The sequence below is a fragment of the Pelagicoccus sp. SDUM812003 genome (genome assembly GCF_031127815.1).
Lineage (GTDB): Bacteria > Verrucomicrobiota > Verrucomicrobiia > Opitutales > Opitutaceae > Pelagicoccus.
In genome coordinates this window covers 1-16,685 of record NZ_JARXHY010000023.1, presented here as the reverse complement: position 1 = coordinate 16,685, position 16,685 = coordinate 1, and the positions used below count along the sequence as shown (strand labels likewise).

At 57.6% G+C, this 16,685-nt stretch carries 11 protein-coding genes; 6 read left to right on the top strand and 5 right to left on the bottom strand.

Going from position 1 to position 16,685, the window contains the following annotated elements; all coding sequences use genetic code 11:
- Positions 1 to 13 precede the first annotated feature (13 nt).
- Positions 14 to 424: a thioesterase family protein gene (locus QEH54_RS21255; protein WP_309020736.1), complete on the bottom strand. Its 411-nt coding sequence runs from the start codon at positions 422 to 424 to the stop codon at positions 14 to 16.
- A gap of 31 nt (positions 425 to 455) precedes the next feature.
- Complete coding sequence (locus QEH54_RS21250; RefSeq protein ID WP_309020735.1) at positions 456 to 1,646, bottom strand: glycosyltransferase family 4 protein; 1,191 nt, start codon at positions 1,644 to 1,646, stop codon at positions 456 to 458.
- Positions 1,647 to 1,847: 201 nt separating this feature from the next.
- Here QEH54_RS21250 and QEH54_RS21245 point away from each other — a divergent pair, with 201 nt between their 5' ends.
- A complete protein-coding gene (locus QEH54_RS21245; RefSeq protein WP_309020734.1) occupies positions 1,848 to 2,723 on the top strand; it encodes a phosphopantetheine-binding protein in 876 nt (291 codons plus the stop codon).
- A gap of 153 nt (positions 2,724 to 2,876) precedes the next feature.
- Positions 2,877 to 4,145, top strand: coding sequence for a beta-ketoacyl-[acyl-carrier-protein] synthase family protein (locus QEH54_RS21240; RefSeq protein ID WP_309020733.1), 1,269 nt, complete (start codon positions 2,877 to 2,879; stop codon positions 4,143 to 4,145).
- Positions 4,146 to 4,172: 27 nt separating this feature from the next.
- On the opposite strand, the gene QEH54_RS21235 is transcribed toward QEH54_RS21240, so the two are convergent.
- Positions 4,173 to 6,380, bottom strand: coding sequence for an ATP-dependent RecD-like DNA helicase (locus tag QEH54_RS21235; RefSeq protein ID WP_309020732.1), 2,208 nt, complete (start codon positions 6,378 to 6,380; stop codon positions 4,173 to 4,175).
- A gap of 168 nt (positions 6,381 to 6,548) precedes the next feature.
- Positions 6,549 to 7,205: an HAD family hydrolase gene (locus QEH54_RS21230; RefSeq protein ID WP_309020731.1), complete on the bottom strand. Its 657-nt coding sequence runs from the start codon at positions 7,203 to 7,205 to the stop codon at positions 6,549 to 6,551.
- 184 nt (positions 7,206 to 7,389) lie between these two features.
- Between QEH54_RS21230 and QEH54_RS21225 the strand changes: the two genes are divergently transcribed.
- Positions 7,390 to 8,493 carry a fatty acid desaturase gene (locus tag QEH54_RS21225; RefSeq protein WP_309020730.1) on the top strand — a complete coding sequence of 368 codons (1,104 nt, stop codon included), beginning with the start codon at positions 7,390 to 7,392 and terminating at the stop codon, positions 8,491 to 8,493.
- Positions 8,494 to 8,592: 99 nt separating this feature from the next.
- Entirely contained in the window at positions 8,593 to 10,218 is a 1,626-nt protein-coding gene (gene abc-f / locus QEH54_RS21220) for a ribosomal protection-like ABC-F family protein (protein WP_309020729.1), read from the top strand.
- A 20-nt stretch (positions 10,219 to 10,238) separates the two neighbouring features.
- Here abc-f and QEH54_RS21215 read toward each other — a convergent pair whose 3' ends face one another.
- Complete coding sequence (locus tag QEH54_RS21215; protein ID WP_309020728.1) at positions 10,239 to 10,787, bottom strand: AAA family ATPase; 549 nt, start codon at positions 10,785 to 10,787, stop codon at positions 10,239 to 10,241.
- Between the two features lie 462 nt (positions 10,788 to 11,249).
- On the opposite strand from QEH54_RS21215, the gene QEH54_RS21210 reads away from it, so the two are divergent.
- Positions 11,250 to 14,999, top strand: a complete 3,750-nt coding sequence (locus QEH54_RS21210; protein ID WP_309020727.1) for a TonB-dependent receptor plug domain-containing protein — start codon at positions 11,250 to 11,252, stop codon at positions 14,997 to 14,999.
- Between the two features lie 240 nt (positions 15,000 to 15,239).
- Positions 15,240 to 16,685: VCBS repeat-containing protein (locus QEH54_RS21205; RefSeq protein ID WP_309020726.1), on the top strand; the 1,446-nt coding region annotated here is incomplete at its 3' end.

Sequence of the window (16,685 nt, the reverse complement as noted above, 5' to 3'; positions counted from 1 at the left end):
AGTGGCGGCGCGGCTACGATTTTTCAGCGAAAGCGTCTGCCATGGCGTCGCGAAAGAAGGCGGGGACCTTCACCGGTTGGCCGTCCTTGTTCATGAAGGCGTGCACGGTGTAGCCGCTGGCCAATAGGGTTTCTCCGCGGCTCAGCTCGTAGTCCAACCGGATGCGCAGAAAGGGCTTTTCGGCCATGCGGGTGCGAATGGTGACGAGGTCGTCGTAGCGGGCTGGCTGCTTGTACTTGAGGTTTACTTCGAGCACGGGCAGCAGGAAGCCGCGCTGCTCGAGCTCCTTGTAAGGTAGGCCATTTTCGCGAAGCAGGTTGGTGCGTCCGATCTCCAGCCAAGGCAGGTAGTTGGCATGATAGACGATGCCCATCATGTCCGTTTCCGCGTAGCGTACTTGAATTTCGGAGACGCTTTCGATCATGCCACGAGGAGGGCAGGTGGACAGGGCGATTTCAAGCCTCTACTAACTGCAGGGCGTCCTCCGGTTCTTCCAGAGATGGATCGATGCTGATGTCCCAGCGGTTGAAAAGCAGGTCGGCGGACTGGATCCAGTTGTTGCGTCGGGCCCAGCGCTTTCCGTTTCGGCCCATTCTGAGACGCAGTTCGCGGTCTTGGATCAGCTGGGCGAAAGCCTCGCTGAGCTGGTTGAGGTTTTCCGGCTCTACCAGGATGCCGTTTTCACCATCGGAGACCGCTTCCGCCACGCCGCCGACCTTGTGGGCCACGATGGGCAGACCGTGGGCCGCGGCTTCCAGATAGACCAGTCCGAAGCCTTCCACGCTCTTGCGGAAGTTGACGCTGGTCATGGAGAAGAGGTCGGCCCGGGCGTACAAGTCCTCCAGCTGCTCGTTGGTGACGTCGCCAAAGAAGGTGACCGAAAAGTCGACCTGTTCCGCCATCTGGCGCAGCTGCGTCTCGTAGCCGTATTTCTTGCCGGTGCCGACGATCCAGAAGGAGACTTGACGGCGCAGCTGGCGAGGCAGTTGGGCGAGGGCCTGCATGATGAAGGCCTGGCCCTTGCGGGGGTGGAGACGCCCCACAGTGAGAATGTGCACCTTCTTGGAGGAGCGGGCGTTGCGGGATTCGATTTCCTCGAAATCGGAGCGCAGGGCTCCGGGAGTGAGGAAGGTTTTTTTCTTGGCGCCGGGGAAGTTCGACTTGAGCAGCCCGTGGGTGAATTCGGACGGGGTGCTGATGCGGTCGGCTCGCTTGATCAGCTGGTTGACCGCGATGCGCTTGCCGGGATTTGCGGCGAAGGTCTTTATTTCAGAGCCGTGAAAGGTGAGGATGAGCTTGCCGGGTTTGAAGGTCTTGAAGAACTGCAGGTAACACATGGCCAGCACTGGGCCAGGGTCGCAGATGTACACGATGGCCTTGCGCACGCGGCGGCGCTGGCGAATGAGCTCGCGCACTAGCTTGATCTGGCAGGAGACGTCCTGCGACCCCTTCAGGTCCAGCCGTCGCACCGGAAAGGGGTAGTCGTCTCCTCGCTCTTCGCACCCGCGCGGGGCCCAGACCTCCACCTTGCGCCCCAGCTGCACCGCGGCCCGCGCCATCTCTTCGGTGAAGGTGGCGATGCCACCCTTGGTCGGCGCGAACTCGTGGGTCAGGATGAGTATGGGTGCGTTGGAGCTGAGTTCCATAGAAGCGTTTGGCGTTGCGGGTGCAACGGGAGCAGATTGCATGCTAAGTATTTGCGCTAATCAATCTAATTCACCTCCATTCATAGGGAACTATGCGGTTTGGCGAGCGCAAAGCGAATCGGCGGGCGTTCTCTCAAAGGTAAGCGCCATCGGTTTTTGCTGTTTACTTTCTGAAGGGGCCGACCTTTCTTAGCGGCAGAAATGTCAAACGAGGCAACAAACAAACAGGTTACATCTCAAGCGGCGGAGCCGTCTGCGGAAGAGGTCTTGAGGGAGACGCTCAAACGCTGCTCGCCCGAGACGATCGAGGCTGCCTTGGCATTCAAATCTTCGGGTGACGTGTCTCTTGTGCCCACTGTGGTGTTGGGGATCGTGGAGCGATTCTTGGAGCCGGAAATGGTGGACGTGCTCAAAAACGGCGATGATTCGGTCAAGTTCATGGAGGACTTGGGCCTTGATTCGCTCACCATGTTCGAGGCCATCATGATGGTGGAGGAATCGCTGGGGGTAAGCATCAAGAATGAGGAATTGTGGGATCTACGTACGGTAGGCGACCTCAAGGTTTTCATCGCGTCCAAGATCACCGGGGAGGAGACTGTTCAAAGCGCCAAGTTCTACCCGATCGAGCAGGTCGCGGCGACGATGCCCCAGCAGGAGCCGTTTCTCTTTTTGCAGTCTGCGGAGATTTCTGGGGAAACGGCTAGCGGCGTGTACGAGATTTCCGGTTCGGAAGCCTTTTTGGCGGGGCATTTCAAGCACGATCCGGTCTTTCCCGCGTCCATTATGCTGGAGTCGCTCGGTCAGCTCGGCGTGTTTCATTTCCTCAAGACGCAAGCAGGCGAGACGTCTGCGGATAAGCTCTCCATCTACTTCACTGGGGCCGACGGAGTGCGCTGCCATAGGGTTTGCCGTCCTGGCGAAACCCTGGCTCTTTCGATCGAGCTGAAGCGTCGCCGCGATCCGATGGTGGTCTACTCGGGCAAGATCATGGTGGGTGACGAAAAAGCGGTCACCGCGGAGGAGATCACCCTGGTCTTCGCTGACGAGACTGCCAGCGAAAGCGCTGCCGCGTCCTGAGAAGGAGCTCGCGGGCTTTGATGGCGAACGGATTGCAGCCGTTCGCTTTTTTCGCGACTCGGGGCGACTTCCCGGGGATGAGGATAAAACCTCGACTTGTGAGGAAGAGATCGATTGCTCTAGCGAGCGTATCATCTTTTCGATAATAGCGTTATGGGTCGACAACGGGTTTTTGTAACAGGCATTGGATTGATCAGCAGCATCGGCAACGACGTGAGCAGCGTCCTGCGGAGCCTGCGAAACCTGTCCCATGGGTTCGCCCCTTTCATCCCTCAAAACGAAAAGCTGCAAGGCGAGGTCAAGCTCGCTGGAACGGTGAAGGATTTCGACCTGAGTTCGAGCGACTTCGAGGACTGGCAGTTTCCGTCCCGCTACAGGATTCGCCGCGACAAGCTGCGCTCTCTGCCTCCGCATGGCGTCTACGCCTACGCAGCCCTCGAGCAGGCCATCGAATCGGCCAGGTTGCAGGAGGATGATATCTCAAATTTGGATACTGGCATGTACACAGCGTCCGGCGGTTCGATGCGGCTGGTGCACAACAACATGTCGCGCATGCATCAGCTCGGTCCCATGCGTTGCCCTCCGACGGGCATTGTTTCCTCTATCGCTGGCACTTTGAGCTTCAATCTTGTGGCGGCCTTCAAGATCCGAGGAAACTCCTGTGGTTTCTCGTCCGCCTGCGCCTCGTCGGGGCATGCCTTGGGCTACGCGTTCGACGATATCGCCTTAGGGCGCCAGAAGCGCATGTTCGTGGTGGCTGGCGAGGACCTGAACGACGAAAGCGTGCTTCCTTTTGCCGGTATGCGGGCCTTGTCGTTGAAGGACGATCCTGGGCGGGCGTCGTGTCCGTTCGACAAGGAGCGGAATGGATTTGTCAGCACGGGCGGGGGAGCGGTGCTCGTTTTGGAGAGCGAGCAGGAGGCGACGCGGCGAGGGGTGGCCCCGTTCGCGGAGCTTCTCGGCTGGGGACAGGCCAGCGATGGCCACAACGTGGCGATGTCGCACCCCGAAGGGCTAGGCCTTATCGAGGCCATGAGGCGAGCGCTTGAGAGCTCCGGTCTGGAAGCGGGCGAGGTCGATTACGTCAATGCCCATGCGACCTCGACCGTGATCGGCGACTTGAGCGAGGGCAAGGCCTTGACGGAGGTTTTCGGAAAGCGTGGCTACCGACCGAAGGTGTCCAGCACCAAGGCCTTGACTGGGCATGGGCTTTCGCTGGCGAGCGCTTTGGAGGCGTCCTTCGTCGCGCTCTCCATGAAAGAAGGCATCACGCCTGGCTCGGCCCACCTGAAGGAGCTCGACCCGGTCTTTGGCGACTTGAATGTGATTCGCGAAACCGAAGCGGTCGCGCCCGCAGTCGCTTTGAGCAACAGCAGCGGATTTGGCGGAGCGAATGTGACCCTAGCCTTCCGCAAGGTGTAGGGGGCGAAGGGCGGGCGAGCGCGCCGTCTAGCGCAGAAACTCCTGCAGCAAGGTGCAGCGAGACTTGGCGTCGCTGTTGCGAACGGCCATGGCGTAGGCCGCGGACTCGCCTACGATGACGATCTTCTTTTTTCCGCGGGTCACCGCGGTGTAGATCAGATTTCTCTGCAGCATCATGAAGTGGGCTTTCAGGAGGGGGATGACCACAACCGGGTATTCGCTGCCTTGAGACTTGTGAATGCTCACCGCGTAGGCGAGCTGCAGGTCGATCATCTCCGATTTGTCGTAGGTGGCTTCGGTGCCGTCGAAGTCCACGTCGATGAGTCCGTTGACGCCGTCGAGGGCTTTGACGATGCCGATGTCGCCGTTGAAGACGTTCTTGTCGTAGTTGTTGCGGGTTTGGATGACCTTGTCGCCGACCTTGAACTTGAGGCTTCCGAACGGCATGGCCTCGCTGCGGGTGTTGAGCGTTTCCTGCAAGGTCTGGTTGAGGTTGCCCACACCTGCTAGGCCCTTGTGCATGGGGGCGAGGGTTTGGGCGTCGGAGATCGGATCGAGGGCCAGCTCGCCCGCGATGAAGTCTTTGAAGACGGCGGCGACCTTGTTGGCCGCGTCCTGCTGGTCGCTGGCGGCGAGAAACTGAAAGTCCTTTTTCGGGTCGAGCTGGCGCGGGTCTTCCAGTGGTGTCGGCAAGGAGACTTCGCCGCGGTTGATGGCGTGGGCGTAGTGAACGATGCTGCTGAACTTCTTTTGACGAAACACCACATCGAGCGTCACGTAGCGAATCGTTCTCGACGCGATGAGGTCCTTCAAAACGTTTCCCGCTCCCACGGACGGTAGCTGATCAACGTCGCCGACGAGGATCAGGTGAGCCTTCGATGGGATGGCTTGGAACAGCGCCGCGGCGAGGCGCGCGTCGAGCATGGAGGCTTCGTCTACGATGACCACGTCAGCGGAGAGCGGCTTGTTTTCGTTCATCACGAATCCGCCCTGCGCCGGATCGAACTTGAGCAGGCGATGAATGGTCTGGGCGTAGGCTCGGGTGGATTCCGACAGTCGCTGGGCGGCTCGGCCGGTGGGGGCGGCGAGCAGGATCTTGGCCTTCTTGGCTTTGAGGATGGAAACGACCGCTCTGAGGATGGTGGTCTTGCCGGTGCCGGGACCGCCGGTGAGAATGAAGACCTTGTGGGCGAGGCTGCCCTTGACGGCTTCCTTTTGCGATTCGCCGAACTCGAAACCCGCCTTTTCCTGGGCCCAGTCCACGGCGATCTCGCGCTTGATGGGCGGCAAGCCGCTGGGCGTCTCCTTCAGGCGCCGGACGGCGTTGGCGATCTTTTCCTCTGCGAAGAAATTGTGCGGAAGCTGGGCGTAGGCGATGCCGTTGTGGGAATCGGTTTTCCAGATGGATTTCGACTCGAGCAGCCGTTCGATGCCGTCCTGCACCAGAGTGACGTCCGTATCCAGCGTTTCGGAGGTCTGGTTGGCCAGTTCCTCGATAGGGAAGGCGGTATGGCCTTCGTCCTGCAGCTCCTGCAGCACGAACTCGATGCCAGCGTCGATGCGCTGTGGGCTGTCGTTTGGGACGCCGGTGTTGATGGCGATCTTGTCAGCGGTCTTGAAACCCACTCCGTGCACTTCGCGGGCCGCCCGGTAGGGCTCGTTTTGCAGGACGGATACGGCTTCGGTCCCGAACTGCTTGAAGACGCGAAGGCACAGGGAGGGTGTGAGCCCATAGGTCTGGCCGAAAATGAAGAGCTCGCGCTGGATGACCTGCTCGTCCCAGGCTTCCTTGATGGAGCGGGCTCTCTGCTTGCCGATGCCGCTCACTTCCTGCAGTCGGGCAGATTCCTCGGAGATGACGCGCAGGGTATCGCTGCCGAAGCGCTTGACGATGCGCTCGGCGAGACCCTTGGAAACGCCTTTCACCAGTCCGCTGCCCAGGTATTTGCGTATCCCGTAGATGGAGGCGGGCAGCCGAGATTCGAAGGATTGGATCTTGAACTGCGGGCCGTGGGTCGGGTGTTTCGACCAGGCTCCTTGGATGCTCAGGGTTTCGCCGCATTGCACGCCGCCCAGCGGTCCAAGGATGGTCACCTTGTCCTTGCCGGTTTCCGGACGAAGCTCGGCGATGGTGAAGTTGTTTTCCTCGTTGAAGAAGATGATGCGTTCCAGGACGCCGGAAAGGGAATCGGAGTTTTGCGGGGAGCTTGGCAAGGTGGCTCCAAAAGAAGACATGGGCGCCCCCGCGGCAAGCGGGATCTTGCAACGCGAGCCTTAGCTGCGCCTCGCGCCCCAGGAGACGCCTAGGAGCCCGGCGCTAGACTGCAGCGTTGTGGTCTTACGTGAAATGCGTGGCCCTGGGTGTGGCCTGCCGCGGGGAAGGGGGTGAGAATGAAAATGAATCTAGCTCTCCAGCCAGTCGGCTATCTGTTCCATGGTTTCGAAAACCTGATCGGCGCCGGCCTCTTGGAGCTCCTGGCGGGTGTGGGAGCCGGTAGTGACGCAAAGCGAGCGCATGCCGACGGCTTGAGCGGCCTGGATATCGAAGGGGGAGTCGCCCACCATGGCGACTTGGGGGGCCGGAAGGGCGATCGTTTCGATGACGGCTTGGGAGTACTCCGGCTGGGGCTTGCGGTAGGGCGTGTCTTCGGCTCCCAGAGCGAAGTCCACCAGGCCAAGCAGGTTTTCGTTTTCCAGAATGGCCCGGGTGTGGCGACCGGTCTTGTTGGTGAATACGCCGGTCTTGCGACCGGTTTGGCGGCAAAGGTTCAGCAACCGTTCCGCTCCTGGCAGCACCACGACACCTTCCAGGTGGAAGCGCTCGAAGGCGTCCGTCCAGATGCGTTTGCCATCTTCGACCTTCTCGGGGGGGAGAAACTTCTGAATGGTGATCGGCATGGAGCCGCCGATGGTTCGCTTCACGCGATCGAGCGAGGGCTCCGGGTAGCCGAGCTCGGAACAGGCGAGCTGGAAGCAGCGCGTCAAGGTCGCTAGGTGATCGATGAGAGTGCCGTCCATGTCGAAGAGGAGGCCTTTGATTTCTTTCGCGTCTGGGAGCATGGCTTGTACGATTCGCGTTGTGGGTGGCGCGGATCGCAGGGCATGGCAATCGTTTTGCCCGGACGAAAGCCGATAAGTCGTGGAACGAGGCTCAGGGAAAGTTGTTAAATAATTATCTTATGGACAAGATAAGCTGGCCATGGGCGTGAATGCATGCCCTCTTATCGCTTTTCGTCACTATCCAATGAGTATCAAGAACTGGGGAATTTTCGCATTTGTAGCAGGCTACCACGTCCTGCTGATCGCTCTCGTGCCGGCGTACCTGCCGCATTTCAGCTGGGCGTCCGTCATCTTTTTCGCCGTCACCTGGGCGATTTCGGTCTTTTCCATCACGGCGGGGTACCATCGGTTGTTTTCACACAACACCTACAAGGCGAAACCGGTTTACGAGTGGGGCTGCCTGCTTTCTTCGAGCTTGGCCGTGGAAGCCTCGGCTTTGCAATGGTCGCACGACCACCGCATCCATCACAGCCACGTGGATACCGACAAGGACCCGTACAGCATCAAGAAGGGCTTCTGGTATGCCCACATGTGGTGGATGTTCACCTATGACGAGCCGATAGACGAGCGACTGGTCAAGGACCTGATGAAGAATCCTCGCGTGATGTTCCAGCATCGCCACTACATCCTGATGACGGCTTTCGTCAATCTGGCGGTTTTCGGCCTCGGCTGTCTTTTCATGCATCCAGTGGCGGCTCTGTTCGCCAGCGTGGCCCGGTTGTTCGCCATTCACCACTGCACTTGGTTCATCAACAGCCTCTGCCACGTTTGGGGCGCTCGCACCTACGCCAAGGAGCTATCCGCGGTGGACAACGCGATTCTCGCCATCTTCACCTTCGGAGAAGGCTACCACAACTATCACCACACCATGGCGAACGACTACCGCAACGGCGTTCGCTGGTACCATTTCGATCCCACCAAGTGGCTGATCTGGCTCTCTTCGAAGCTGGGACTGGTTTCGGATCTGCGTTGGGTAAACGACGTGAAACTGCGCCAAATCCTGGTCAAGAAGGACAAGAGTTTGCTCATGGATCGCATCCGGCAGGAGTTGGACGAGACCTCGAAGGAGCTGCAGCATCGATTGGAGCACCTCTCTGAAAGCTTCGAGTCGAAGGCGGCGGCCCTGATGGCCAAGCTGAAGGAGATGCGAAACGCCACCGAGGAGCGTCGCAAACTGCTCGAGATCGAGGTGAGGCAGCTCAAGCACGAGCTGCACGCCATGTGGAAGTCCTGGATCTCGCTCACCGAGTTCATGTCCTCTCGCTACGAGCTCGGGCACGCTCACTAGCTTCCCAGGCGCTTCACCCATTTTTACTTTGACGGCTCATTTTTTCGAATGAGCCGTTGTTTTTTCATACGGCCTTCTTAAGGTCGCCGCTTTTCAGTTATGATCGGTCTAAAGAATCTCCATCTACGCTACGGTGAAAAAGTCATTTTCGGTGATGTCACGCTGACCATCAACTCGCGTGACCGCATTGGACTCGTTGGCTCCAACGGGGCGGGCAAATCCACCCTGCTCAAGCTTATGCTTGGCGAAGTGGAGATCGATGGGGGAGAATTGGAAAGGCCCGATTGGGTCACCCTAGGCTACCTGCCGCAGGATGGCATCGAAGTTCGCGGACGCAGTCTGTACGCCGAGGTGGAGACCGCCTTCGACGACGCCCTGGAGCTCCAAGCCAAGATCGACGAGGCGGACGAGAAACTGGCCGAAATGGATACCAGCAGCGAGGAGTACTATGACATGATCGACACGATCGGGGGCTGGGAGCACAAGCTGGAGGAATACGAGCCGGAGAAGATGAAGTCCAAGATCGAGCGCGTGCTGATGGGCCTCGGTTTCGAGAAGAGCGACTTCGATCGCGATACGGGAGAGTTTTCCGGCGGGTGGCAGATGCGTATCGCCCTAGCCAAGCTGCTGCTGCGCCAGCCATCGCTGCTGCTGCTGGACGAGCCGACCAACCATCTCGACATCATCGCCCAAAACTGGTTCGAGGACTACCTCACCCGATACGAGGGGGCCATCATGGTGATCTCGCACGATAGGGCTTTTTTGGATACGGTGACAGATCGCACCCTTCACTTGAGCATGGGCAGCATCGAGTCCTACAAAGGTGGATACAGCTTTTACGTGAAGGAGTCGCAGGCCCGATTGGATGCCCTCCGCAAGCAGAAGGCCAATCAGGAGAAGGAGATCCAACGTCAGAAGGATTTCATCAATCGCTTCCGTTCCAACGTGAAGAAGGCTTCCATGGTGCAAAGTCGAATCAAAGCCTTGGAGAAAATCGAACCGATCGAACTGCCGAAGTTCGAGAAGAAGATCTTCTTCCGTTTTCCGGAACCGCCGCCGAGCAGTCAAAAGGTGATCGAGCTGGTTGGGATGTCGAAGCGCTATGGCGACCTCACGGTGTTCGACAATTTCAACTTCCACATCGACAAGGGGGACCGCATCGCGATCGTGGGCGTCAACGGCGCGGGCAAGTCGACTTTGGCTCGCGTGCTCGCCGGAGTGGAGCCGTTTCAAGAAGGGGAGCGTATTGTAGGAATCAATACGGTGCTCGCTTACTTCGCCCAGCAGCAAGCCGAGGAGCTGGACCCCAAAAAGACCGTGCTCGAGGAGGTCGAGGAAGCGGCTGCCGAAGCCGGGCACGAGGATACCAATCCACGCGGCGTCCTGGGCGCCTTGCTGTTTCGCAAGGACGACGTCTTCAAATCGACCACGGTGCTCTCCGGTGGAGAGCGCAATCGACTGGCGCTGGCTAAGATCCTCATGAGGCGGGCCAATACCATCATCTTGGACGAGCCGACCAATCACTTGGACATCTTGAGCAAGGAAACGCTTCAGGACGCGATTCGCGAGTTCGATGGCACGGTGATTCTGGTGAGCCACGACCGCGACTTTCTCGACCCCTTGGTGAACAAGGTGCTCGAGGTCCGCAAGGACGGCACCCGCTTGCTCACCTGCAACGTGAGCGAATATATCGAGCGCTTGCAGCAGGAGCAATCCGGTAGCTAGCGAACGATGGCAGTGGGCGCTTAGTCTACCCTCAGGGAGCGCTCGATCGATTCCTCGCTAGCGGTATCGACCGCGACATGGGGGTAGAGAGGGGACGGGCTTCCCAAGTAGTACGCTTCATGGGCGCTCCAGTCCGCCAGCTTGGATGCGTCGCGCGGGTTTCCGCGAGCGAGCATTCGGCTGCGCCTGACCTCGGAGTCGCAGTATACGAAGTAGGCCCGGACCGAGCAGGGCAGCCCGATTTGCGCTTGCACATCCTGCAGCCAGTTTGGATTTCGCATCTCCTTGGTGAAAGGTCCGCAGACGACCACATCGACATGGCCGAGGTTGCCTCGAGCCATGTCCATGAGACTCTGGTAGATCGGGTCGCGGAAGGTTGTCTTGAAGACTGGGCTGTCGCGATCGTCGGGCGATTCTCCCATGGCCGTCAGCGCCGCTCGGACCAAGGTTTCGGTGCATTCGTCGATGTCGAATAGCGCCGCCTTGCGCCGAGTCGCGAGCCTTCGAGCGAAGGTGGTTTTACCTGAAGCTGGCGCTCCGACCACCAAATTTAGCGCTTTTTTCATCATGAGTTTCGTTTGTCTCCGGTTGAAAATCTCGGGGTATCCACTATTCTAATGTGTGAGTAAGGACGCTTTCATAGAAGTTTGAAATCTAGAGAAAACGAGGGTTTTCTAACGTTAAATCGTTTTTACAAAACAGATTTCCAAGTCGCTGTATGACAACGTAATACGAAATGTTTAGGATTTCTTTGAACGTCTAAATGATTGAGGAGTCCCGCCCGGCCATAAAGTTTGACACCCCTAAATAGCGGCCCTTTCAATGGCCTTCGTTCGAAGATCTAGGTCTCTGATTTTCCTCGCTGACGCTACCTCGGAAAATCTTCAGACTGCCGCAACTTACATGCCCCTTTACCTGAGTACGATCTACCCCGCACCCTGATGACTCTTTGGCGCTTTCGCCATGGATCGGCCGCTTTTTATTTCGGCCCGTTCATGTGGCGAAGGCTCCATGCTACCGCAAAGACAACCATGAACAAACATATCAAACAGACAAATAGATACCTACCTAGGTACGGCACCCGGACGATGCTCTGCGGCGCCATGCTCCTAGTAGCCCCTCTTGTCCATGCTCAAGAAGATGAGGAAGAGGAAATATTCGAGCTGTCGCCATTTGAGGTGACGGCAGAAGAAGGAGGGGGCTATCGAGCCGTCTCCACCCTCGCTGGTAACCGCCTCAACACCGAATTGCGCGACGTTGGTAGCGCCATCTCGGTGGTAACGGAGCAGTTTCTCGAGGACACCGGCGCCACGGACAACACGACCCTTCTGCAGTACACCGTCGGTACGGAAGTAGGCAGTATCGAGGGTAACTATGCAGGGGCCGGCGACTCGGCTCTTCTCGACGAGTCGAGCAAGTTCATCAACCCGAACGCGAACACGCGTGTCCGCGGACTGACCAACGCCGACAACTCTCGCGACTACTTCATCTCCGACATTCCTTGGGATGGATACAACGTGGACCGCGTCGAGCTGCAGAGAGGTCCTAACTCGATTCTCTTCGGTTTGGGAAGTCCTGCCGGTCTGATCAACGTCGGGCTTAAGAACGCCTCGTGGGAGAACGAAGGGGAAGTGGAACTTCGTTTCGACGAACACGGCAGTCTTCGCACCGTGTTCGACTTCAACAAGGTCATCCTGGAGGATGAACTTGCGATTCGTATCACGGCCCTTCGCGACGACGAAAAGTTCAAGCAGGATCCCGCGTACAATCTCGACGAGCGACTGTTCGCCGCTCTGCGTTACGACCCAAGCTTCCTGAATGGGGAAAACATGACGACGAACTTCAAGGCCAAGTTCGAAACTGGAGAAGTAGAGAGCAACAACCCTCGCTCCCTGCCACCAGTCGACTTGATCAGCCCTTGGTTCTACTCTGGCACCTACCAAAACGGAGACGGGACTCGCACTTTCAATCACATCAATCGCGCTACCTACAACCCGTTCCAGGTGCAGGATGACAACACAGGTCGTCCGAACCATGGCCAGCAGCGTCCCACCATCAATGGTGGACCGAATGCAGGTCAGCCGAACCCAGCGTACAATCCATACGTCGGCAACTTCGCTGATAGTTTTGGTGGCCCGCTCGGTTACTTCACTGGCGATCCGGAAAATCCCACCTATTGGTTGCAGGAATGGCGGCAGCGCCGTGGTATCAACGAAGAGGGCGTGGTTACTCCCAACCAAGGGATCGTGTCGTTCCACCGTCCGGTGGGAATCGCGACTCAGTCGGCTTGGGCGTTCAACTCCGGTCAGCCGTACGCTGATCTCGGTGTTTACAAGAACAACCAGATCACTGATCCGACTGCATTCGACTTCTACAACAACCTCCTAGATGGTCCGAACAAGAACGAGTTCCAGAACTTCGACATGTTCCAGGCCAGCTTGGCTCAGACTTACCTGAACAACAAGGTTGGTTGGGAATTGTCGCACCACACGCAGAGCTACGACAATGGGCAGTACAGCCTCCTGTCTGGCTCTAAACAGGCCATCTACATCGATATGATGGCTGTTCACGCGGATGGTACTCCCGAAGGACTCAATGGTGAGCCATTCCAGGACGGTACTCCAAATCCAAACGTGGGCCGTGCGTTCATCAGCGACCGTGGCCAGTTCGGCAACAATACGTTCCTGTCTGATCGTAGCGCTACCCGTATGACGGCGTTCGCGACCTACGACTTCCAGGAAAACGATAGCGACTCATTCCTCAACAAGCTGCTCGGCAAGCATACCTTCACTGGTCTGCTTGGCCGTGATGAACGCGATACGGACCAACGCAACTTCTTGCGTTATGCCATCGTAGATGAGGCGTATCGTGAATTCATCGCTCCACAGCCCTCCGAAGCTGACTTCGACAGCAACTTGTTTGCCGTCAATACGGTGATCTACATGGGCCCGAACCTGAGCAATCGCAGCAGTCTCTCGGGCGCTAACTTGCCAGCGACCAAGACGCGCTACCGTCCGAACTCAGGCACCATCATGGCCTTTGATTCGACTTGGGCGCATCCGCTCGATCCGAATGCGGCAGGATACGTCGATCCCGCGGCCGAATGGATAAATAACTACCACGTAGGCCCCGATCATCCTCTCTTCCAAGAAGGGGATCCCGATGATCCGGACGATCGTGGTCCTTACTACTCGACCCAGAGCAGGAATCCAGCGAACTACGTTGGTTGGAGACCAGTACCCTTCAACGTAACCCACGCTGAAGACTCTCAAGCCAATCGTGATCTTCTCACCACAAGCGCTGAGCTTAAGAGAAGCAAGGTCGAGACCAAGGCCCTCGTTTGGCAGGGACACCTCTTCGGAGGAGCTCTCGTCGGTACGTACGGTCGTCGTGAGGACACTGCTGAAGGTTGGGAGCATTCCCAAAACACCGACAGTGCAGCTCGTTACTTGCTCCAGTACAAGCATCTGAACCTCGATCCCAGCGTCTACAACCTTCAAGCGCCGGATGCTAGCTACAGTGTTGTCGAAGAAACATCGACTAGCTGGAGCGCAGTCGCTCACTTGAACGAGTTCCTGAATGACAGCCTTCCGATCGACATCTCCCTGAGCTACAGCCACTCCACCAACTTCCAGCCGGAAGCGCTTCGTACGGATGTGTACGGAGAGGGCATTCCTCTGCCGCAAGGTGAAACCGAAGATATCGGTCTCATCTTGGCGACCAAGGACGGCCGCTACTCGCTCCGCGTGAACAAGTATGAAACTGAAGCGACCAACGCGAACAGCGGTGGTCTCGACGGCGCGTGGTTCATCGGTAACTCTCAGGTTTGGTCCGGAAATTGGGTCAACCGCTTCGAGTATGACTGGACTGGTGACACGATCGATAATGCTGTAGAGGATCCTGATCCTGGCAACTCCATGTACAACTACGGTGTGGACGTTGGCGAGGAACTCGAAGACGCTCAAGCCCGTGAGGCGGCGGCAATCGCTGCATGGCGTCAGTGGCAGGGCGAAGTCGACCCTCGTTTCTATGCCGCTTGGGGGATCGACTTGGAAGCTCCTTTGAGAGGTGAAACAATGTCTGCGAGTGCTCCAAACGGATTTGCTCTGACAGAAGACAGCACCTCTGAAGGTTATGAGTTTGAGCTTCTCGCTAACCCGACTGAAAACTGGAGCATTGCGTTCAATGCGGCCAAGACGGAAGCGTCTCGTAAGAATATCGGTGGTGCAAACCTCGCTGAGTTCATGAATGCTTACAGCGAAACTCTGAATACAACCGCTGCAGGCGACCTCCGTATCTGGTGGGGTGGCGCTGGTAATGAAACCGCGCTCTTCCAGTGGAACGGTAACGTTGGTTCCGAGTGGACCCAGCGCGCGTTGCAGGAAGGCACTAACGTTCCTGAGCTTCGTAAGTGGCGTGCCAATGCGATCACCAACTACAACTTCACGGATGGCGCCTTCAAGGGCCTGAGTGTTGGTGGTGGTCTACGCTGGCAGGACGAAATCGTTATCGGCTATCCTCCATTCTATCAGGATGATGGTAGTGCCGGATTCGAAATCGACAACCCATATACAGGACCATCGGAGACGAATGTGGACCTTTGGGTCGGTTATGAAAAGGCGCTCACCGATAGGCTAGATTGGAGAATCCAGCTCAACGTGAGAAACGCGTTCTCAGATGAGGGATTGATTCCGATCACGGTGCAACCAGATGGTACACCAGCTGGCTACCGCATAGCCCCGGCACGGACATGGTCGGTCAGAAATACGTTTAGTTTCTAGACTGGCTGACCGATTTGATTCTTCGACGCCCTTGGTTTAGGCCAAGGGCGTCTTTTTTTTTGATCTGCTCAGGGATTCGGTCCGAACCAGTTTGCAATCAAAGCCCCAATTTCAAGGATCGCCTAGTTCGAAAGCCGGATGAACTGGACCGGCTCTCCATTGTCCTTTTATTCTCATGACGAATCGTTTCTGCCGATGCCTTCTCTATTTCTTCGTATGATGATGCGTAGTATGTTTTCAATGACAGCCTTGTTTGCCGGAGCAGGGCTTTGCAGCGCCACAGAGTCGGTCGAGTCGATGCCTGGTCTGGAGGCCTACGCTTTGGATCCGCGTTCCCAGAGCGAAGGGAAAACGCTCTTCACCAAGCTCGATCCGAAAGCCCTGGGGATTTCCATGGTGAACGAATACGCGGATTCGCGAATGTGGAACGAGCTCTATAACGAGTTCGCCCTTGGCGCCATCGGAACAGGCGTCGCGGTAGCCGACTACGACAAGGACGGAAACGTGGACTTGTTTCTCGTCAACAAAACAGGCCAATCGCAACTGTATCGAAATCTTGGTGACTGGAGATTTGAGCAGGTAACGGAGCAGGCTGGGCTTGGGGAGAAGTCAGGCGGATGGCTCGATTCGGTTTCCGGCTGGTTTGGTTCCGATGATAAAGCGGAGGGAGAAAGCGTTTGGAAACAGGGCGCCGCCTTTGCAGACGTCGACAATGATGGCTGGCTCGACTTGTACGTCTGCCGGTTCGATGCTCCAAATCAGCTTTTCATCAATCAAGGAGATGGGACTTTCCTGGAAGCCGAGGGCGGGCGAGGACTTGACCTGACGAGCGCCAGCGGGATGGGGCACTTTTGCGATTTCAACCGCGACGGATGGCTGGACGTTTATGTGCAGACCAATATGCTCGATGCCAGGAAGAGTCCGGAAGGCAGTCGCGATAGATTGTATCTGAATACTGGAGACGGATACTTTGAGGATGTGACCGAGCAAGCGGGCGTTAGCGGCAAAACCCTAGGCCACTCCGCGACTTGGTGGGACTACGACGAGGATGGCTGGCCAGATTTGCTGGTGGCCAACGATTTCGCAGCGCCTGACCAGCTCTATCGCAACGAGTGCGCCAACGGCGAAATCCGGTTTGTCGAAGTGGTCGATCAGGTCGTGCGTCGTCAAACGCATTCATCCATGGGAGCCGATCTTGGCGATGTGAATAACGACGGTCACATAGACGTGCTGGTGGCAGAAATGGCTCCGACAGACCATGAAATGGATATGAGAGGCATGGGAGTCACTCGATACACCATGCGTGATGTCAACGAAGGCGAAGAGGGCGCCCCCCAGTTCATGTTCAACGTGCTTCATCTCAACACGGGCTTGGGCGTGACCATGGAAGCTGCATGGCTGGCCGGGCTGGCCCGTACCGATTGGACTTGGTCGGTGCGCTTCGAGGATCTCGACTGCGACGGGCTGATCGATCTGCACGTCACCAACGGCATGGTGCGAGAGTTTCAGAATGACGATCTGCGCCAGCGGATCTTCAGAGCGGAGCATCCCAGCGCCCGTATGCGTATCATGAATTCGAGCCCGGTCATGCAAGAGAGCAACCTCGCGTTCCGCAACCTAGGCGATCTGCGCTTCGAGCGCGTGGAGCGCGACTGGGGGCTCGACGAGGTGGGCGTGAGCTTCGGG